The 18,222-nt window shown below is 68.0% G+C and carries 15 protein-coding genes; 4 read left to right on the top strand and 11 right to left on the bottom strand.

Annotation, left to right across the window (positions count from 1 at the left end; translation table 11 throughout):
• Window positions 1-41: 41 nt before the first annotated feature.
• Window positions 42-929 (bottom strand): LytTR family DNA-binding domain-containing protein, encoded by an 888-nt coding sequence (locus OD750_RS07550; protein ID WP_263543915.1) that lies wholly within the window; start codon window positions 927-929, stop codon window positions 42-44.
• A gap of 151 nt (window positions 930-1,080) precedes the next feature.
• Between OD750_RS07550 and OD750_RS07545 the strand changes: the two genes are divergently transcribed.
• Both OD750_RS07545 and OD750_RS07540 read left to right on the top strand, forming a co-directional pair.
• Entirely contained in the window at window positions 1,081-2,271 is a 1,191-nt protein-coding gene (locus OD750_RS07545) for an acyltransferase family protein (protein ID WP_263543914.1), read from the top strand.
• 80 nt (window positions 2,272-2,351) lie between these two features.
• The gene (locus OD750_RS07540) at window positions 2,352-2,900 is read left to right on the top strand and encodes a hypothetical protein (RefSeq protein ID WP_263543913.1); all 549 of its coding nucleotides are present in this window, start codon (window positions 2,352-2,354) and stop codon (window positions 2,898-2,900) included.
• On the opposite strand, the gene OD750_RS07535 is transcribed toward OD750_RS07540, so the two are convergent.
• The 4 genes from OD750_RS07535 to OD750_RS27445 form a co-directional block, all read right to left on the bottom strand.
• A complete protein-coding gene (locus OD750_RS07535) occupies window positions 2,810-3,949 on the bottom strand; it encodes an NAD(P)/FAD-dependent oxidoreductase (protein WP_263543912.1) in 1,140 nt (379 codons plus the stop codon). The genes OD750_RS07540 and OD750_RS07535 overlap by 91 nt on opposite strands.
• A 5-nt stretch (window positions 3,950-3,954) precedes the next feature.
• Window positions 3,955-5,748: a LodA/GoxA family CTQ-dependent oxidase gene (locus OD750_RS07530; RefSeq protein WP_263543911.1), complete on the bottom strand. Its 1,794-nt coding sequence runs from the start codon at window positions 5,746-5,748 to the stop codon at window positions 3,955-3,957.
• A 10-nt stretch (window positions 5,749-5,758) separates the two neighbouring features.
• The gene (locus OD750_RS07525) at window positions 5,759-6,982 is read right to left on the bottom strand and encodes a ferritin-like domain-containing protein (protein WP_263543910.1); all 1,224 of its coding nucleotides are present in this window, start codon (window positions 6,980-6,982) and stop codon (window positions 5,759-5,761) included.
• Between the two features lie 458 nt (window positions 6,983-7,440).
• Entirely contained in the window at window positions 7,441-9,495 is a 2,055-nt protein-coding gene (locus OD750_RS27445; RefSeq protein ID WP_336407551.1) for a glycosyl hydrolase family 18 protein, read from the bottom strand.
• 491 nt (window positions 9,496-9,986) lie between these two features.
• On the opposite strand from OD750_RS27445, the gene OD750_RS07510 reads away from it, so the two are divergent.
• Both OD750_RS07510 and OD750_RS07505 read left to right on the top strand, forming a co-directional pair.
• The gene (locus tag OD750_RS07510; protein ID WP_263543909.1) at window positions 9,987-10,226 is read left to right on the top strand and encodes a ribbon-helix-helix domain-containing protein; all 240 of its coding nucleotides are present in this window, start codon (window positions 9,987-9,989) and stop codon (window positions 10,224-10,226) included.
• Window positions 10,223-10,561, top strand: coding sequence for a type II toxin-antitoxin system RelE/ParE family toxin (locus OD750_RS07505; protein WP_263543908.1), 339 nt, complete (start codon window positions 10,223-10,225; stop codon window positions 10,559-10,561). The genes OD750_RS07510 and OD750_RS07505 overlap by 4 nt, the downstream gene beginning before the upstream one ends.
• On the opposite strand, the gene OD750_RS07500 is transcribed toward OD750_RS07505, so the two are convergent.
• The 6 genes from OD750_RS07500 to OD750_RS07475 all read right to left on the bottom strand — a co-directional run bounded on the left by OD750_RS07500 (window position 10,558) and on the right by OD750_RS07475 (window position 18,158).
• Window positions 10,558-10,890 (bottom strand): VOC family protein, encoded by a 333-nt coding sequence (locus tag OD750_RS07500; RefSeq protein WP_263543907.1) that lies wholly within the window; start codon window positions 10,888-10,890, stop codon window positions 10,558-10,560. The two genes, OD750_RS07505 and OD750_RS07500, sit on opposite strands and share 4 nt — an antisense overlap.
• Before the next feature lie 52 nt (window positions 10,891-10,942).
• Window positions 10,943-12,187: a TIGR03862 family flavoprotein gene (locus OD750_RS07495; protein ID WP_263543906.1), complete on the bottom strand. Its 1,245-nt coding sequence runs from the start codon at window positions 12,185-12,187 to the stop codon at window positions 10,943-10,945.
• 215 nt (window positions 12,188-12,402) lie between these two features.
• Window positions 12,403-13,737, bottom strand: a complete 1,335-nt coding sequence (locus OD750_RS07490; RefSeq protein WP_272841849.1) for a hypothetical protein — start codon at window positions 13,735-13,737, stop codon at window positions 12,403-12,405.
• A gap of 265 nt (window positions 13,738-14,002) precedes the next feature.
• Complete coding sequence (locus OD750_RS07485) at window positions 14,003-15,913, bottom strand: CASTOR/POLLUX-related putative ion channel (RefSeq protein ID WP_263543879.1); 1,911 nt, start codon at window positions 15,911-15,913, stop codon at window positions 14,003-14,005.
• An 82-nt stretch (window positions 15,914-15,995) separates the two neighbouring features.
• Window positions 15,996-16,424, bottom strand: a complete 429-nt coding sequence (locus tag OD750_RS07480) for a hypothetical protein (protein ID WP_263543878.1) — start codon at window positions 16,422-16,424, stop codon at window positions 15,996-15,998.
• 9 nt (window positions 16,425-16,433) lie between these two features.
• Window positions 16,434-18,158: a hypothetical protein gene (locus OD750_RS07475; protein WP_263543877.1), complete on the bottom strand. Its 1,725-nt coding sequence runs from the start codon at window positions 18,156-18,158 to the stop codon at window positions 16,434-16,436.
• Window positions 18,159-18,222 lie beyond the last annotated feature (64 nt).

Below are 18,222 nucleotides of genomic sequence, written 5' to 3'. Positions count from 1 at the left end.
GCGGGAGGGTAGCGTGGCCGCGTGTCGCTGTGTAGGCCGCGCTACTCGCCGGCCGCCGCCGCGCCGACGCGTTCGCGCAGCGACGGCCGGTAGCGCCGGCTGCACGGGACGGTCGTGCCGTCCTTCAGATGCAGTCGCGCGTCGCCGGTGTCGAGCGGTTCGATCATCGATACGTGGTCGAGATTGACGATATAGCTGCGGTGCACGCGCGCGAACCGCGCCGGGTCCAGCCGCGCCTCGACGCCGGCGATCGTCGAGCGCAGCGGGTAGTCGCGGCCGCGCACGTGCAGGTTCGCGTAGTTGCCCGACGCCTGCACCCACTCGATGTCGTTCGCCGCGACGAGAAATTCGCGGTTGAGCTTGCGTACGAGAAACCGCTCGGGCCGTTCGACCGATTCGAGCGGCGGGCCGACGTCGGGCGCGTCGAGCAGCGCGGCTTCGCCCTGCAGGCGCAGCAGCACGAACCGGTACAGCGTGACGAGGACGACGAACGAGATGAAGCTGCGCGCGTCCTTGAGATATTCGTAGAAGAATTCGCGCGGCCACGAGCCGAAGTCGTACGTGTAGCCGACGAGCGCGTAGAACCCCATGCGCAGGCTGACCATGCCGACGACGTGGCCGATCGACCAGACCACGGTTGCGGCGACGTAGTGCGGCAGGAACCGCCGCCACGTGTCGAAGTGCAGCGGATAGCGCCGCGTGAACGCGACGACGGCCGGCATCAGCGCGAGGATCGTCACGGTGCTGGAGAATTCCCACACCGCCGGCTCCCACCACGCGATGGCGTCGAGCTTGGCGCGACGCACGTCCATCAGCGCGACCACGCTGTTGGCGATCGCATTGAGCGTCAGCACGACGATCCAGAAGCCGTATTCGGCGACGCGCCGCCACGGCTGGTAGCGTTCGAGCAGGGTGTTGGTGTCGGCCATGGCGCGCGATTCTACGTCGCAGGCCCCGTGCGCGTCCTCGTTTCGTCCCAGCCGTCCGCGATTCGTCCCTTTGCGTGGTCGATCAAGCCCTTGCGCATCGCGCCGCCGGAGTTCCGGCCGGACGATGGCGCCGTCATCGAGGAGACCCGACATGCAACGCCGCTACGACATCGACGCCCTGCGCGTCTTCGCTTTCGCGTTTCTGATCCTGTACCACTGCGCGATGCTCTGGGTCCACGACTGGGGCTGGCATGTGAAAAGCACGTACCAGACCGAGTGGCTGCAGCCGCCGATGCTGTTCATCAACCGCTGGCGCATGTCGCTGCTGTTCCTCCTTTCGGGCATCGCGATCGGCCTCGTCGGCCTGCGCGGCGGCGCCGCGCGCTTCGCCGGGCTGCGCTCGTGGCGCCTGTTGCTGCCGCTCGTCTTCGGCATGTTCGTGATCGTGCCGGTGCAGGCGTACTGCCAGGGCGTGACCAACGGGCTCGTGGAGCCGGGCTTCGGCGACTTCATGCTGCGCTACTGGGAAGTGCGCCCGTGGCCGAAGGGCGCGTTCGACGGTTGGGAGCACGGCATCACCTGGAATCACCTGTGGTACCTCGCGTACCTGTGGGTGTACACGATGATCCTGTGCGCGCTGATGCCGGCGCTCGAATCGCCGCTCGGCCTGCGCGTGCGCGCCTGGCTCACGCACTGGCGCGGCGCGTGGCTGATCGTCGTGCCGACGCTGCCGCTGCTCGCGGCGATGTGGTGGCTTGCGACGCCGTATCCCGCGAAGAACGACCTTCTCAACGACTGGTTCCAGCACGCGATCTTCTTCACCGTGTTCGTGTACGGCTGGCTGCTGGCGCGCGAGACGGCGCTGTGGGAAGAGATCCGGCGGCTGCGCAAGATCACGCTCGTCGTCGCGCTGTTCTCGTTCGCGATCTACTACGCGCTGATCAAGCTCGTACCCGACAATGCGCCGGAATACTGGAGCGCGATCATCCGCACGCCGCGCGCGCTGTACATCTGGACCGCGCTCCTGACGATCCTCGGCTGGGCGATGGTGTATCTCGATCGTCCGTTCGCCTGGCTGCCGCGCGCGAACGAAGCGGTGTATCCGTGGTACGTGCTGCACCAGAGCTTCATCGTCCTGATCGCGTACTGGCTGATACCGCTCAAGCTCGGCGCGGCTGCCGAGGTCGTGCTCGTCATCGGCGGCACCGTGTTCGGCTGCTTCGTGTCGGTCGAGATCATCCGCCGCGTGCCGGTGCTGCGACCGCTGTTCGGCATGAAGTTCCGCGAAGCGCGCGCGCGCCCTGCCGCGCCGTCGGCGCAGCCTCAAGCGGCTACGACCTGATTCGTAGCCGCGCAGTTTCGGCAAATCCGGCGCGCCTGCGCCGGATGAGAATGCGGCGACGACCGACACCGGAGAACCGCATGAAACGCCAGATCGCCGCGAGCCTCGTGCTTGCATTCGCCGCCGCCGCCGGCGTCGCGCACGCCGCGAAACACGAAACCGAACGCGTGCTGACGGCCGACAGCCGCGCCGCGTTCGACGACCAGGCGCTCGCGATCCGCCGGCAAATGGAGGCGGGCGGGCACTACGAATTCGTGTCGCAGGCCGAACGTACACAAGTGGAGCAGGGCCTGACGCGCGTCGCCGACATCCTCGCGCGCCACGCCGATCCGAAAGACTTCACCGACAAGGACAAGCTCGAACTCGTCCAGGCGCAGGAAAACGTCAACGCGATCCTCACGCACAACGACGGGCGTCGCATCATCTGCGAGCGCCGTGCGCCGACCGGATCGCGACTCGGCAAGGACTACTGCCGTACGTTCGCCGAGCAGGAGCGCGAACGCCGCGCGACGCAGAAGGACGTCCGCGACCGCCAGCGTCAGCCGTCGGGCATTTCCGGCCTGCCGTCGCGCGACGGCGGCGGCAACCGGCCGAACGACAAGCGCGGCAAGGCGATCGCTGCGGCCTGATTGGCCGGCGCGTGCCGGCGCCGCCAGAACGGCGCGTCGGCGTAGCGCCGCTCGAGACCGTAGTGCGCGGCGAGGCCCGCGCGGTACTCGTCCCATTCGCGATCGAGCAGCGCCGCGTAGTTTTCCAGGGGCCGCGCGTCGCCGGCGAGCGCCGCGACGATCGCTTCGCTCGCCGCGCGGCCGTGCACGAGCGCTTTCATGAGGCCCGCCGACGCGAGCGGGTCGTATGCCTGCGCCGCGTCGCCGACCGCGAGCCAGTTCGCGCCCGACACGGGACGCACGCGCGCGCCGTTCGCGGCGCAGCGCCACGGACGCGTCGTCGCGTCGACGTCGACGCCGCGATCGGCCAGCCGCGCGCGCCACGCCTCGTCGTCGGGCGCCGCGTCGCTTTCGGCGAAGAAAATCGTCACATGCTCGTGCGACGGCAGCGGCGAGTCGTACCACCAGCCGTCGGCGACGGCTTCGAGCGACGCGTACGCGGCTTCCGTTCGCGTACGTGCCGGCGCGACGTGCACGAGCGCGACGAGGCGATCGTGCCGTTCGCGCACCGCGCCCGCGCGATGGGCGAAGCCGGCCGCGCGGCCCGACGCGGCCGCGACGAAGCGGCAGTCCAGCGTGGAAATATCGCCCTGTGTACGTTGCAGCGTCACGCGCCAGCCCTCGGCGCTCGCGACGGCGCCGGTGCAGCGCGTGCCGGGCAGATGGCGCGCGCCGGCGCGCACGGCGATGTCGACGAGGTCGGCGTCGAACCGCGCGCGGTCGACGATCAGCCCGGGGCCGTGCGTCGAATACAGATGATCGTTCCAGCGCGCACGCGCCGAACCCCAGACCAGGCGCAGGCCGCGCGTGCGCAGGTGCGCGGCGTCGTCGAGGCCGTAATGCGCGAGCCACGGCCGCGCGGCCGGCGGCAGGTTTTCGCCGATGCGGCGCCGCGCGGCGTTCGCCGCGGCGGCGTCGATCAGCGCGACGTCGACGCCGCGCCGCGCGAGCGCGCACGCGAGGGCCGCGCCGGCCGGTCCAGCGCCGATGATCGCGACGTCGGCGCGCACCGGCGTCAGTCTTCCGACTTCGGCTGGTGCGTGCGAGCGCCGACTTCGAGGATTTCCGGTTTGCCGTCGGTGCCGAAATCGTAGAGGAAGCCGAGTTCGTTCCAGCGCTCGACCATTTCCAGGTCGTCGGCGAACTGGATGTAGTCGGCGTCGTTCGGATCGTGCGAACCGAGCCACGGCCGCTGCCGCCGCCCGAGCGGCGCGGTCTCGTCGCGCACCCAGACGAAGCCGGGCCGCTGCGCCGGCCACCACCACAGCACGCGCGTGACGACCTGGTTGCCGGGTACCGGGTCTTCGCCGAGCGCGCGCGGCTGGATGACTTCCTGCGACGAGCATTCGTTGTAGTCGGCCTGCCACGGCACCGCCATGTACTTGCAGCCGTCGCCGGGTTCGAGACCTGCCGACAGCGCGCTCGTCAGCGACAGCGGCGTCGGCACCTGCGCCTTGTGCTTCAAGCGGAACGGTTCCCGGTAGATCGCCGGATTGCGCACGATCCACGTCATCTCGATGCCGGGCGAAAATCCGCCGCCGACGCAGTTTTCGAGCACGGCGCGGTCGAGCTCCTCGCCGGGCTTCGCGGGCGGCGTGCGCGCGGTCGCGTCGAAGTTTCCGTTTGCCCATTGTTGCAAAAGAAAATATTGTGTGTCGCTGAGCTTCAGGTACGACGACGTCGGCGCGCCGGGATAGAACGCGTTGTCGCCGGCGAGAAACGGCATCATCGTCAGGCCGCTCGCCGGCGCGCCGAAGTAGTCCGGCCCGGTCGGCGGTCGCAGGATCGAGACGATGAACTGGCGCAGGCCGAGGTACGCGGGGTCGGGGTCGCCCAGCCGCGCGGTGTCGAACTTGTGCGCGTGCGGCGGAATCGCCGCGACCCACGGATACGCCATGCCGCGCTTGAGCAGCGGCTCGATTTCGCTCGCATAGTCGGGGCGGTAGTCGGTCTGCCACGCCTGGTCGCGGTAGATGTCCGGCCGGCGGCCGAAGCGGCGCACGGCGACGTCGTACATCGTGTCGTACAGCGTGACGAGGTTGAACAGCTGGGGCGCGAACTTCGGCGGCGCGACCGCGACCCACGCCGGAAAGTCGACGGGAATGCGCGCGTCGTATCCGGCGATCTGCGTCAGCACCGTCGCGGTGACCGTGCCGTCGCAGGTGTCGTCCCACCAGTCGTCGTTGTTCGCGTAGTCGACGATGCCCGGCGTCACGCTGCTGCCGGAGTTGCCGTAGCCGCCGACGAAGATCAGGCGGCCCTCGCCGTCGGTGTGCGCCTGGCCGAGACTGTCGATGTCGTGCGGCTTGAGGCCCTTGGGCGGCCACGTCGCCGGATAGCCGGTGTCGTCGCCGCGCGCGAACGTGACCGAGCAATTCGCGCCGGCGAGCGTGCGCGGACCGGGGTCGATGATGCGTTTGACGCGCGAGGCGGGGTCGGTGTCGAGCGGATTGCGCAGCGGATGATCGGGCGCGTAGCCGTCCTCGCCGAGCAGCGTGTGGAACTGGTACCAGATCGGCTTCTTGTTGGCGACGTGCACGCGCCATTCGATCGCGGTGACGTAGTTTTCGCCGACGACGACTTCGCGGCCGGGGTCGTCGGGGTCCGCGTCGTCGTAGACGTAGACGCGAAACCGCGCCGCCTGGCGCCGGATGCGGCCCTGCGCGTCGCGGAAATCGTCCGGGCCGAACGGCGCGCCGGAAGGCAGTATCGGCAGGCCGCCGGCGGTTTCGGGGCCGAGATAGTATTCCTCGCTGTCGCCGACGCGGGCAATGCCGATGGCGGGGTGGATCTTGTAGACGATGGCCATGGTGCGCCCCTTACGCTTTTGGATTCAGGGATTTCTGGCTATTGCGCAATTGTTCGCGCACGCCCGCGAGCGTCTGCCGCCACGTTTGCAGGAAGATCGGCCCGAAGCCGGGGTCGACCGCGAGCAGCGCGTCGGTGCGCGCGACGATCTCGGCGAGCGGCACGGGGCGTTCGTGAAACGCGGGGCCGAGATTGGGCCCCAGCTGCGGATCGGCGGCGTCGTACTTCGGAATTTGCGCGAGCAGCCCCGCGAGCGCGGGCAGCACCACCTGCATCGTCGGAAACGCCGCGCCGAAGAACGCGTTCTTGAGATCCTTCGAGCCGAGCGCCGCCTCGAGGCTCGACAGCACGAACGTGTAGACGTTGTCGAACAGCAGCGTGAGGTTGCGCCGCCAGCCGACGAGCTTGTCGGCGTCGGGATCGGGGCCGATCGGCCAGACCGGCGGCAGCGGCGCGGTGCCGTCGGCGATCAGCATGAACTTGCGGTAGTGCGACAGTTCCCACGGCGTGCCGAGCACCGGCGTGAGCGAGCCGTCGGCATGCTGCGCGTAGTGCTCGAAGCCGCCTTCGGGCTCCTCGCCGACGTTCGGCGCGCGCGGAAACTGCGCGCCTTCGCCCTGCTGTACGATCTCGCGGATGGCGCGAAGCGCCGATTCCAGGTCGTGCACTTCGATCAGCCGTCCGCCACCGAGGCCGAACCATGTCGCGCACGTCTGAAAACCGGTGTCGCGGCCGAATACCGCCGGCGCGCCGTAGCGCGCGACGACGCGTTCGAAACCTTCGGAGATCGCTTTGTAGAATTGTCCGATCGTATCGTAGTAGTCGCCCTGCGCCGGCACGTGCGGCGACGGCTCGGGTTGTTCGATCGCCATGAACACGGTGCTCGCGAGCGCCGGCGACAGCGCCTGCAGCTGGATGAACGGCCCGCCGGCCGCGTGGTGCGGCATGAAGCTCGGATACGTCGGCACCGCGTCGCCGCTCAATTTCGGCGACGCGCCGATCGCGTTCATGAGATTGGCGACGAGCATCAGATGCAGCATTTCTTCGAGCACCACGGTGCGTATCAGCCGGTACGCCCAGCTCGAATTGTCCTGGATCGAATACAGCGCCGTGAGATAGGGCGGAATCGTCGAAAGCTCGACCGACGCTGCCCATTGCAGATGCTGCTGCAGCGATTCGACCGTATCGATCGGCTGATAGATCTTGCGCTGCGGCACGGTGAAGGAAACGGCCATCGGACTCTCCTCTACGGATGCGCGGCGCGCGATTCGTCGAACGGGAATGCATCGGAAGAGAAAGAGGAGGGCGACGCCGGTCGGTCGCGCGGGCTGCGGCGCGACGCGCGAACGGGCGGCCGGACTCGCGCCCGGCGATCGAGTGAATACGCCATCCGTATCCCCTTGCCGAAGGGGCCGCAGCGACGCCGAGGATGCCTCGCCGGCCCTGTGCGCGACGCCTGCGGGCGTCGCGCACAGGGATCATATGCCTATTGGATAAAGATTCAATACGCGAACAACGTACTACTATACGAATCTAGATCGTCGTGCGGCCGTTGCGTGAAGGTTTCGTGCGCGCGGCGTGAAAGCGCTCCGGCGCGCGCACGAGACGACCGTTCGTCTCGCGCGTTCGAAAAAACGGCGGCCCTTCCCCGTCGCGAGAAGGGCCGCCGAAACGCACGGTTGTTGCGGGAACGTTACTGCAGTCCGTCCTTCACGGCGGTCGCGAGCGAACCTTGCGCGTCGTCGCCGCTGAACTCCCAGACGAACGCGCCGCCGAGACCCTGGTTCTTCACGTACTGCATCTTCTCGAGGATCAGCGCCGGATTGTCGTAGCTCCAGAACGTGGTGCCGTTGAACGTCCAGTGCGCGCGCGCCGTGGCGTCGGTGAAGCTCGGATGGCCCAGGTTCTTGAGCACCTTGTAGTCCTCGATGCCCGCCTCGTACGTGCCGCCGGCGGCGCTGCCGCTGCGGTACAGGCCGTTGTTCTGGTTCGGCACGTTGGTCCAGCCGCGACCGTAGAAGCCGATGCCGAGATTGAGCTTCGCCGCCGGCACGCCGCGCGTGATGAATGCCTGCAGCGCGTCGTTCGAGTTGTACGAACGCTGGTCTCCCGTCGACGGATCGGCCGGCGATCCGTACAGCGCCGAGTGATGGTTCGTCTGCGGATCCCAGGCGCCGTGGAAGTCGTACGTCATCACGTTGATGAAATCGAGGTACTGGTGGTACTGACCCGGATTCGTCACACGGATCTTGTCGACGCCGGCGCCGGCCGCGATCGACAGCAACAGGCCGGGACGCTCCAGATCGAGCTGGCGGCGGAACTCGGCCAGCAGCGCGGTGAAGTTCGCGTTCTCCTCGGCGGTGCCGCACGACAGGCCGCACGCGGCCGGGTATTCCCAGTCGATGTCGATGCCGTCGAACACGCCGGCCGCCGCGCCCGGGCCGCCCGCGTTGTCGGTGACGGGCAGGTTGCCGCGGATGTAGGCATCGATGCACGAGGCGACGAACGCCTGGCGGTTTTCCGGCCGCGCCGCGCTCGCGAAGCCGCGCGACCACGTCCAGCCGCCGAGCGAGATCAGCACCTTCAGGCCCGGATACTTCGCCTTGAGCTGCTTGAGCTGATTCCAGTTGCCGCGCAGTTTCTGATCCCACGTGTCGGCCGCGCCGCTGACGCTTTCGCCGGCCTGGAACGCCTTGCTGTAGTCGGCGAACGCATCGCCGCCGGCGCCGGTGTTCGGATCGGACGGAATCGTCAGGCCCACTTCGCAGCGGTTGTTGCGCACGTTGCCGAACGCGTAGTTGATGTGCGTGAGTTTGCCCGCCGTGTTGCTCGTGTCGATGTTCTTGACGCGGTAGTTGCGGCCGTAGATGCCCCACTGCACGAAGTAGCCGATCATCTTGCGGCCGGCGGGCGGCTGCACGTTCGTCGTCGTCGCACTGACCGCGCCGCTCTGCGCCGACGCGTTGGTCGCGTTGTCGCGTGCGCGCACGCGGTACGAATACGTCGTGTTCGGCGTGAGGCCCGAGTCGGTGAAGGACGTGCCGGTCGGCGAACCGACGATCGCGGCGCCGCGATAGACGTCGTAGCCGGCCACGCCGCTGCCGCCGGCGTTGTCGGTCGACGCCGACCACGACAGCGAGATCGTCGTGTTCGTGCGGCCGGTCGAGGTGAGACCGGCCGGCACGCTCGGCGGCGTGGTGTCGTTCGACGGCGGCGTCACGGTGACCGACACGCCGCTCGACGTCGTCGTCGCGCCGAGATTGTCGCGCGCGACCGCGGTCAGCGTGTAGCTGCCGGCCGCGGCGTTCGACCACGTCACGCCGTAGGGCGACGACGTGTCGACGCCGAGCGACGTCGAACCGCGGAAGAATTCCACCTGGCTGATCGTGCCGTCGCTGTCGGACGCGTTGGCCGACACCGCGACGTTCGCGCCCGACGCAAAGCTCGAGCCGCTGGCCGGCGCGGTCAGCTGCACGGTCGGCGGCACGTTCGTGCCGCCGCCGCCGCAGGCGCCAAGGTCGGTATACCAGCCGCAGCTGGGGCAGTGCGTCGGCGGCGCGTTCCAGATCGGAATGTTCGCCTGGTACAGGCGGTTCTGATAGACGAGGCGGTCGCCGGGATTGTAGATGGCGCTCTGGCTCCATTGCGCCACGCCGGTGCAGTTGACGGTCTGGGCGAGGGCGGGGCCTTGAGCGAAAGCGAACAGGCATAGACCGGCGAGGGCCGGCAGGGACGATCGAAAGCGCATGTCCATACTCCGTTGCGAGAGGTTGCGGAGGCAGACCCGGGAGTGCGCGGACGGACGATGCGGGGTGCCGCGCCGAGTCGCGCGGCGGCGTCCTGGCGTGATGCTCCGATGCGCATGGCGTCCGATCGCGTGCGCCCTCCCCGGCACACGTTGACTGCGGGCGTCGTCAGGTTGCCGCGCTTCCCTGGCGCGCGGCCGGCGTCCGCAGGCTCGCCGCGGCGTGCGCGTCGCGCGGCGTACGAATTCCAATGTGACGGAATCCACATCGCAGCGAAACGCGGCCCGCCGGCGGCGTGGGCGCGACAATGCGCTCGCCTGACAACGTTGTCAACTACATGTCTCGACTAGGTCACATTGTGCGTTTGCAGCATGGAAATGCCTTTTGTTCGAGAGTGACAACGTAAGTCTGAAAACAGTCCGGCCATGGGTGGTGATCGTTTGACGCAACGCAGTGTTTGCCAAAATTTGCCAACAGCGCTACGCTGCACGACATGAGCACGATGAATATTTCTTTGCCGGATACGCTCAAGGCGTTTGTCGACGAGCAGGTCGTGGAACGCGGCTACGGTACGAGCAGCGAGTATGTGCGCGAGCTGATCCGTCGCGATCAGGACCGACAGCGGCTGCGGAGTCTGCTGCTGACCGGCGCCGCGTCGCCGCCGGGCCCGCAAGTCGACGAGACTTATCTGAATGCCCTGCGGGACAGGGTACGCAGCAAGAAGAAGCGATGAGTTCGCGCCGGGTCGTGCTGCGAACCCAGGCCGCCAGGGATGTCGAGGCGGCCGTCGACTACTACACATCGGAAGCTGGCGAGAGCGTCGCCTTCGGGTTTGTCGATGCGTTCGCCAAGGCCCTTGAACGACTTTCGCGACATCCGTCGTCGGGTTCGTTGCGTTACTCGCATATCATCGAGATCCTCGGCCTGCGCAGCCTTGTGCTGTCTCGATATCCGTACGTGATTTTCTATCTGGCCGATGGCGACAGCATTGACGTCTGGCGCATCCTGCACGCGCGTAGCGACATTCCCGCGTGGATGAGCGATACCGACGACCGGCCGTACAGCTAGCCCGCCTTCGCCTGAAACAGCCCCATGCGATTGCCGGCGGGATCTTCGAACAGCACGAACGATCCGGTCGGAATCGGAATTCTCGGCGTCAGCACCTTGCCGCCGGTTGCCGCCACTTTGCGCATCGCGGCGTCGAGATCGGGCACGCCGACATAGAGGATTTTCTCGGGCGGATCCTGGCGCAGCGCGCCGTCGAGCGTCGGCGTCTTGACGAGCGCCGAGGTGCCGGCGGCGGTGATCGCCCAGCCGAAGTTGTCGGCGTAGAACGTGTCGAGCGCCGCCATGTCGGGCCCGGCGATATCGAAGAAAACGATCGAAGCGGCGGTCATTGCGATAGTCCCGGCAGGCGACGCGCTGTCGCGCGCGGAGTATCGCGCCGATTCATTGCCGCCGCAGCCACGCGACCGCTCCGCGCGCCGCGACGACGCCGCTCGCGAAGCTCGCGGTCAGCAGGTATCCGCCGGTCGGCGCCTCCCAGTCGATCATCTCGCCGGCGCAGAACGTGCCGGGCAGGGCGGTCAGCATCAGGTGCTCGTCCATCGCCTCGAAACGCACGCCGCCGGCCGTGCTGATCGCCTCGTCGAGCCCACGCGCGCGATCGAGCCGGATCGGCAGCGCCTTGATCGCCGCGGCGAGCTTCGCCGGATCGGCGAGATCGGCCTTCGACACGCGTTCGTACACGAGCCCGGCCTTGACGCCGGCGATGCCGGCCACCCGGCGCAGGTGCTCGCTGAGCGAACGGCCGCCGCGCGGCCTGGCCAGATCCGCGGCGAGGCGCGCGGCGTCGCGGCCCGGTGCGAGATCGAGCAGAATTTCAACGCCGCCGTCGCGCGCGATCGCATCGCGCAGGCGTGCCGACAGCGCGTAGATCAGCGAACCTTCGACGCCGTAGTTCGCGACGACGAACTCGCCCTGCAGCGCGTGTTCGCCGCCGTGCGCGTCGCGCGCACGCACGACGACCGGCTTGACGGGGCTGCCGGCGTGGCGCTCGGCGAAATGCGCGGTCCAGGCGACGTCGAAGCCGCAGTTGGACGGCGCGAGCGGCGCGATGTCGACGCCGCGCGCGGCGAGCGCGCCGGTCCACGCGCCGGTCGAACCGAGCACCGGCCAGCTGCCGCCGCCGAGCGCGAGCACGAGCGCGCGAGCACGCACGCGGTGCCCGGTGCCGTCGCCGTCGTCGACGAAGCGCAACGCGCCGTCGTCGTCCCAGCCGGTGAAGCGCCGGTGCATGTGCAGGCGCACGCCGCTCGCGCGCAGGCGACGCACCCACCCGCGCAGCAGCGGCGCGGCCTTGAGGTCGGCCGGAAACACGCGGCCGGACGTGCCGACGAACGTTTCGACGCCGAGGCCGCGCGCCCATGCGCGCAGCGCGTCGGCGTCGAACGTATCGAGCCACGCGCGCACCTCGTGCGCGCGTTCGCCGTAGCGCGCGACGAACGGCTCGAACGGTTCGGAATGCGTGAGATTGAGACCGCCTTTGCCGGCGACGAGAAACTTGCGGCCGACCGAGCCCATCGCGTCGTACAGGTCGACGTCGAGGCCGGCGGCGCGCGCGACCTCGGCGGCCATGAGGCCGGCGGGGCCGCCGCCGATGACGGCGAGGTCGGTCGGGATCGTATCGGACATGAGCGGTTGCGCGGGGCTCGGAGCGCGGCCGTGGTCGCCGCGGGGGCGCTACTTTGACGTGCCGCGCGGCGTTCGTCACGCGCCGCGTGCCGGCGGCCGTCCCGCGGCCGTCGCCTCGCAAGCCGTGCTCGCACCGGCATCGCGGCCTCGATGCGCCGGCAGCGGCGAACCGTTGCCGTGCCGCGCCGGAGTGCCGGCGCGGCACGTGTCGCAGATCAGGTCAGGATCGACATGTCGATCGAGAACGAATCGCCCGGCGGGTTCTGGTACCACCAGTCGGCCCATGCGTTGCCGAAGCCCAGCACCTTGTCGACCATGATGTAGTCGACGCGCATGCGGTTCGACGTCGAAATGGTCACCTCGTCGGTGATCACCTGGTTCGTCTTCCATACCGCGCTCGCGGCGAACTGCAGCGAGCTCGTCGAGATCGTCGGGAACGTGCTGGTGTCGATCGTGCCGTTCCAGCCGCGGCTGTTGTTGATCTCCGACGGATCGGTCGTGTTGCCGTCGAACGGCGTGTTCTGTCCGTAGACCCAGTTCGTCGCGGTCTGCTGCGTGATGTACCAGTCGGTGATGTTCTCGGTCACCGAGTTGGAATACGTATAGCTCGCGTTGCCGCTGCCGCCGGTGTTGCCGGCGTTGAAGCCAACCGTGACGGACGAGCCGGTCGTCACCGTGCTGACGTTGTTCGTATTGCTCGGCGAGCTCTGGTACCACACGAGCGACGAGGGCACGGTGAAGATCGGGCAGATCGAGCCGAGCGTCCAGCCGCAGCTCGTGTCGGTGTTCGACGCCATGCCGTTGTTCTGGAAGATGCCGGTTTCCTGCAGGCCGAGGTACTGGAACGCGCCGCTCTGCGTTGCGTTGTTGAGCGCGCCCTGGATCACGTACGTGAGATACGTCGTGATGGTCTTGGACGGCGGCGGCCCGAGGTCGGCGTCGCTGTTGTACGAGCCGCTCGCTGTGAACGTGTGCGTGCGCGAATAGACCCAGTTGTACCAGACGAGTCCTTCCGGCGGTGACGAGCCGGCGGTCGTCGCGACCGCGGCGGTCGTGAGCGATTTGGCGAAGAAGTCGAGGTCGGTCTGCGTCATCGGCGTCGTCTGCGGCTGGTTCTCGTAGACGGTCGCGAGCGGATTGACGACGTCGTTGCCGCTCTCCTTGTTGCCGGTGCCGCTCGCGCAGTACAGGCTCGCCGGCGCGGTGCTGTCGCCGACTTCGCTGATGAAGCAGCGCACGACGCCGTCGTCGTCCTTGCGGCGAATCACGTGATAGCCGCGGCTCGCGCCGTGCGAGCGGAAGCCGATGCTGCCCGAGAGCGCTTTCTTGTGATCGTCGTCGGCGTCGAGCAGCAGCACGGCGGCGCCGGCGTCGATCGCGGGATAGCCGAGCTTCACCTCGTCGGGCGAGCAGGTGAGGGCGTCGATGACGAAGAGATCGCCGGGCTCGAACGTGGTGCCGTCGACGTACGGCGTCGACGAAGCGTCCGCGGCGACGCGGGCGTACACGGGACTCGTGATGTCGCCGTGGCTGAGCGTGTAGATGCGCATGGATGTCCTTTGTGATTGCGGGGGATCGGGCGCCGCAGCCGATGCGGCGGCGCGGCCGGCACGCGCACGAACGCCCGGCCGACGCGCGCGCGTCGGCGTGAAGGGTTCGTGAGTGGACCGTGCGTCCGATCGCACGGGTCCGTCGCCGTCGGGGGGACAATGCCCGCAGCCCCGAAGGCGACTGTCGCTGTACGTGCCAGCGCTTTGTCCAAAGCGCAAACAAACGAGGATTCCCATCATCGCAATGGGAACGTATTCGCGTCGCTCAGTCTTCCGCGAGCACGATCAGCTGGTCGCCCGGCGCAAACTGCACCTTGTCCGATTTCTTCGGATTCACCTTGACGCCGTAGCCGGCATCCTTGTCGTCGGCGAGCGCCGCGACGCGATAGCCGATCGCGGTTTCGCCGCGCAGCGCGGCGGCTTCGAGCAGCGTGTAGAAATCCACCGGCGCCGCGGTGCGCACGTACTGCCCGATCGGCCGGATGTAGATCTCCGAGCCGTCGGCGCTGAAGAGCTGCCGGAACACGCGGTCGAGATGCTTGTTCTCCGACAGCTGCGACAGCATGAGGCTCACGAGCTTGTCGCTGACGATGAAGTCGTCGGCCTTGGCGACCTGCGCCAGCGCGCGGTTGCGCACGTCCATCATCTCGCTGACGATCGACAGCCGCCGGCCGCTCGCCTGCGCGATGTTGCGCAGGTGCAGCAGCGCGATCAGCGTCTGCGCGTCGGCTTCCTGCGTGGGCAGCTGCGTGTAGCTCAGCACGACGATGTGCGCGAACTCCGGCACCTTCATCGCGTCGAGCGTCGCGCGGTCGGTGATTTCGCCGTCGGCGAAGCGCAGGCGCTGGTTGACCAGGCGCTTGGACAGGCCGACCAGCGCTTCGCGCGCGCCGTCGCGGCGGCACAGCACGATCGTCTCGGAACCCGGCGCGACATAGTTGTCGAGTTCGCGCACGATCGCCTCGGCCTTTTCGTTCCAGCCGAGCACCAGCGTGCGTTCGGGCGCGGCCTCGGCCTTCGCGCCGAGCACGATCGCCGAGCGGTCGGCGACCGGCGGCGCGCGGCCGGACAGTACGAGCGTGTCGTCGTCCTCGCTGATCGCGACGATGCGGTCGCCGCTCTCGATGCGCGTCTTCATCGGCGGGTTGATCAGCACTTCGCCGTCGGCGCGCATGAGGCCGATCAGCGCGGAATCCTCGTACGCGCCGATCGCCTCGCGGTAGCTGCGGCCGGCGAGCGCGGGTTCGTCGCGGAAATAGATTTCGGCGCCGTCGAAGTCGAGAAGTTCGGTGTAGACGACCGACAGGCCCGACTGCCGGCACGTCTGCGCGGTGACGCGCGCGATGAGATCTTCGCCCTGCACGTAGATCGCCTCGTCGCCGCCGACGAGCGCGGCGGCCTCGAGGTTTCGCGCGTCGCGGATCTCGGCGACGATGTGATACGGCTCGTCCTTGCGCGCGGGATTGTTCGTCACCGCGAGCACCGACTTGATCACGTAGATGTCGGGATTGTCGATCTCCGGCGCGAGCACGACGATCGAGCGCGCGCCGTGCGGATCGACGACGGCGAGGTCGTCGAGATCGAGCGGGTCGCCGCGGCGGCAGATCACGAGCGTGTTCTTCGTGTCGGCGAACTTCGCCTTGATGTCGTCTTCCATCTCGACCTTGTCGCGGTCGGCGAGGATGACGATGCGCGGCTTTTTCTGGTTTTCGTTCGCGACGATCAGCTCGCCGATGATCGAATAGACCTTGCTCGACCAGCCGAGGATCAGCGTGTGGTCGCGCTCGATCACGCGCGAGCGGCCCTTGCGCAGCTCGGCCAGCCGCGATTCCAGGCCCGACGTGATCGTGCCGATCAGGATGCTGACGATGAAGATGCCGCCGATCGTCACGAGCAGCATCAGAAGGCGCAGCAGCCAGCCGTGGTCGCCGGCGAGATTGCCCGAGTCGAGCGCGTGCATGAGACTCAGCCACGCGCCCTCGCCGATGTCCAGGCGCGACGCGGGGTCGGCCGGTTCCTGCGCGACGCCGAGCAGCGTGAGCACGAGCGCGGCGACGAGCACGATCGCCGTCGAGACGAGCGCGAGCCAGCCGATGATCGCGACGGCGCCTTTGGACAGCGTGTTTTCGAAGCGATAGCGCAGGCGGTCGCGCCAGGTGACGAGAGGTTGCGACATGCGGGCGTCCTTGCGGCGAAGCGCGCACGATACCGCAACGCGACCGGCCGCGGGAGCGAGCTCCCGCGGCCGTCTTACCGCGCTATTGGCGCACCGCGATCCACGATGCGGTGACGCCGGCCGGCGCGGTGATCGGGTTGCCGTGCTCGTCGGTGCTGGGGTGCGGAATCACGCGCACGATCGAGCCGACCATCGCGGGCCGCTGGTCGATGCCGTTCGGCCACGCGGGCACGAGCCAGCCGACGTACGAGTAGATCCACGGCGCGCCGCCGACGTCGCCGCGCCCCTCGAAGCGGATCTCCATGGGATTGCCGTAGCTGCGCGAGCCCTTGAGCGCGAGCTGCCAGCCCGGACCGCCGATCGTGCCGGCGAGCAGCGCCGGCGGCGCCTCGACGATCTCGATCGTGCCCTTGCCGAACAGGAGCTTGTTCGGTTCCTTCGCGAGATCCGGATCGTTGCGATAGCTGCGATAGCTCCACTTGCCGACGAAGATGTCCTGCAGTGCGTGCATGGCCGGCTCCTAGTCGTTGTTTTCGGCCCGGCCGGCGCCGGACTGGATCAGGTCGCGAACGGAACGCCGCTCGCCCGGCGCCGGTGCCGCCTCGGACTTGAGCGACGGCGCGGCCTTGGCCGCCGGCGGACACGGCGGACCCTTCGGATTGCCGACGCAGCCGGCCGTGAGGAAGCCCCAGACGAAGTCGGTCTGCAGCACCTGCAGCGCGGGCGGCTGATTGCTCGCGAAGTACAGGTTCGGATCGGGCGCGCCGTTGATGCTTTGCAGATAACCGGTTTCGTTCAACGAATTGACGAACACGCCGAGCGCGAGCGGAATCGTGCCGGCCGCGTTGGTGCCGGCGCGCGCGTGGCAGGTGATGCACGACGACGTCTGCATGAAGCCGCCTTCGGTCACCGAATTGCCGAGCAGCGTCGGCACGCCGTACGAATCGGTGAAGTCGACCTGCGATCCCTTCAGTCGATAGCTCAGCCAGCCGCGGTCGCTCGCGTTCGGCACGAGTTGCTTCGCCTCGTCGTACGCCGGCACCTTCGTGCCGATGCCGAGCGCGTTGAACGTGTCGGCGAGGTTCTTGCTGCGCGGGCCGCTCTCGTAGGTTTCGTTGAGTCTGAACACCCAGCTCGCGAGATCCAGATGATCGCACTGCGTGTGCGGCGTCGTGTAGTTCGTCTCCTGGTTCGCGCCGACCTTGTCGGCCGAGGCGTAGCCGAACGAATCGTTGCAGCCGATGTAGTCGCAGCGGCCCGGATTGTTGACGTGCTCCCACGTCGCCCAGATCCAGTTCGGCGTGTCCTTCGACGAGATGTGGAACGCGACCAGCCAGTGCTCTCCGGCCTTGAAGATCGGCGCGTTGTTGTCGTTCACCGCCGTCGCGATCGTCATCTTGATGTACGGCGCGTCGGGGTCGTCGCGCAGGCCGAGCTTCTCGGCGCGGGTCTTTTCGATCCAGTTGCTCTTGATCATCACCGAATCGATCGGGAAGTCGATTTCGGTGAGCTGTCCGGTCGTCGACCTGGCGCGATACGGCAGGCTGTTCTTCGCCGTGATGTTGTTCGCGTTGCGGGCGAACACCTGCTGGATGCCTTCCTGGTTGTACAGGTCGTTGCGGAAGACGAAGTCGAACATCGGCTTGTTGCGGAACACGAGTTCGGCCATCGACTGGCGGATCTCGCGGCCGGTGTCGTTGCTGTCGGGCGACGCGAGCTTCATCATCGCGATGCCGTGCGTGAACGTGTTGAAGTGCGCCTTCGACGGCGGGTTCGCGTTGCGCACCGGCGGCAGCGCGCCGCGCTTCAGATGATCGCCCGGAAAATACGGGCAGCTCACCGCCGGGTTGTCCTTGTTGTCGTAGCCCGGATTCGTCGCGGCGCCGAACGTGCAGCAGTTGGCCGTCGTGCCCGTGCCGCACAGCGCCAGCGGCGTGCCCGGCCACGTCTGCTGGTCGGACGCCCACTTCGTCCAGAACTCCTGCTTGACCGCGTCGGCGAACAGTTTCCACGCCGACGCGTCGGGGCAGCTCATGCCGGGATTCGACACGATCGGATCGAACGCGATGCGTCCGTCCTTGACGTGCATCTGGCACGCGACGGCGTCCTTGGGCTTGCTGTTGAAGTACATGACGCCCTGGATGCCGCTGGCGGTTCCGGAACAGACCTTGGGTTCTTGCGCGGCGGCGCTCGCGCTCGCGACGGTCAGCGCGAGCGCGAGCAGCAGTTTCGATACGGCGGGCATGGCACGGTTTCCTTTCGGCAATAGTCGATCGCCGCGGCGGCGCCGCGGTCCCGTTTTGCTCAGC

The sequence above is a fragment of the Tahibacter soli genome (genome assembly GCF_025717065.2).
In the GTDB taxonomy this organism is placed as follows: Bacteria; Pseudomonadota; Gammaproteobacteria; order Xanthomonadales; family Rhodanobacteraceae; genus Tahibacter; species Tahibacter soli.
Note: the sequence above shows the minus strand (reverse complement) of the source record. Positions and strands in the feature narration are given on the sequence as shown.

Coding starts and splice junctions, on each gene's coding strand:
- OD750_RS07550 (WP_263543915.1), bottom strand. CDS start 929: ATGGCCGACACCAACACCCTGCTCGAACGCTACCAGCCGTGGCGGCGC.
- OD750_RS07540 (WP_263543913.1), top strand. CDS start 2,352: ATGAAACGCCAGATCGCCGCGAGCCTCGTGCTTGCATTCGCCGCCGCC.
- OD750_RS07510 (WP_263543909.1), top strand. CDS start 9,987: ATGAGCACGATGAATATTTCTTTGCCGGATACGCTCAAGGCGTTTGTC.
- OD750_RS07505 (WP_263543908.1), top strand. CDS start 10,223: ATGAGTTCGCGCCGGGTCGTGCTGCGAACCCAGGCCGCCAGGGATGTC.
- OD750_RS07490 (WP_272841849.1), bottom strand. CDS start 13,737: ATGCGCATCTACACGCTCAGCCACGGCGACATCACGAGTCCCGTGTAC.
- OD750_RS07485 (WP_263543879.1), bottom strand. CDS start 15,913: ATGTCGCAACCTCTCGTCACCTGGCGCGACCGCCTGCGCTATCGCTTC.
- OD750_RS07475 (WP_263543877.1), bottom strand. CDS start 18,158: ATGCCCGCCGTATCGAAACTGCTGCTCGCGCTCGCGCTGACCGTCGCG.
- OD750_RS07495 (WP_263543906.1), bottom strand. CDS start 12,187: ATGTCCGATACGATCCCGACCGACCTCGCCGTCATCGGCGGCGGCCCC.
- OD750_RS07480 (WP_263543878.1), bottom strand. CDS start 16,424: ATGCACGCACTGCAGGACATCTTCGTCGGCAAGTGGAGCTATCGCAGC.
- OD750_RS07500 (WP_263543907.1), bottom strand. CDS start 10,890: ATGACCGCCGCTTCGATCGTTTTCTTCGATATCGCCGGGCCCGACATG.
- OD750_RS07530 (WP_263543911.1), bottom strand. CDS start 5,748: ATGGCCATCGTCTACAAGATCCACCCCGCCATCGGCATTGCCCGCGTC.
- OD750_RS07545 (WP_263543914.1), top strand. CDS start 1,081: ATGCAACGCCGCTACGACATCGACGCCCTGCGCGTCTTCGCTTTCGCG.
- OD750_RS07525 (WP_263543910.1), bottom strand. CDS start 6,982: ATGGCCGTTTCCTTCACCGTGCCGCAGCGCAAGATCTATCAGCCGATC.
- OD750_RS27445 (WP_336407551.1), bottom strand. CDS start 9,495: ATGCGCTTTCGATCGTCCCTGCCGGCCCTCGCCGGTCTATGCCTGTTC.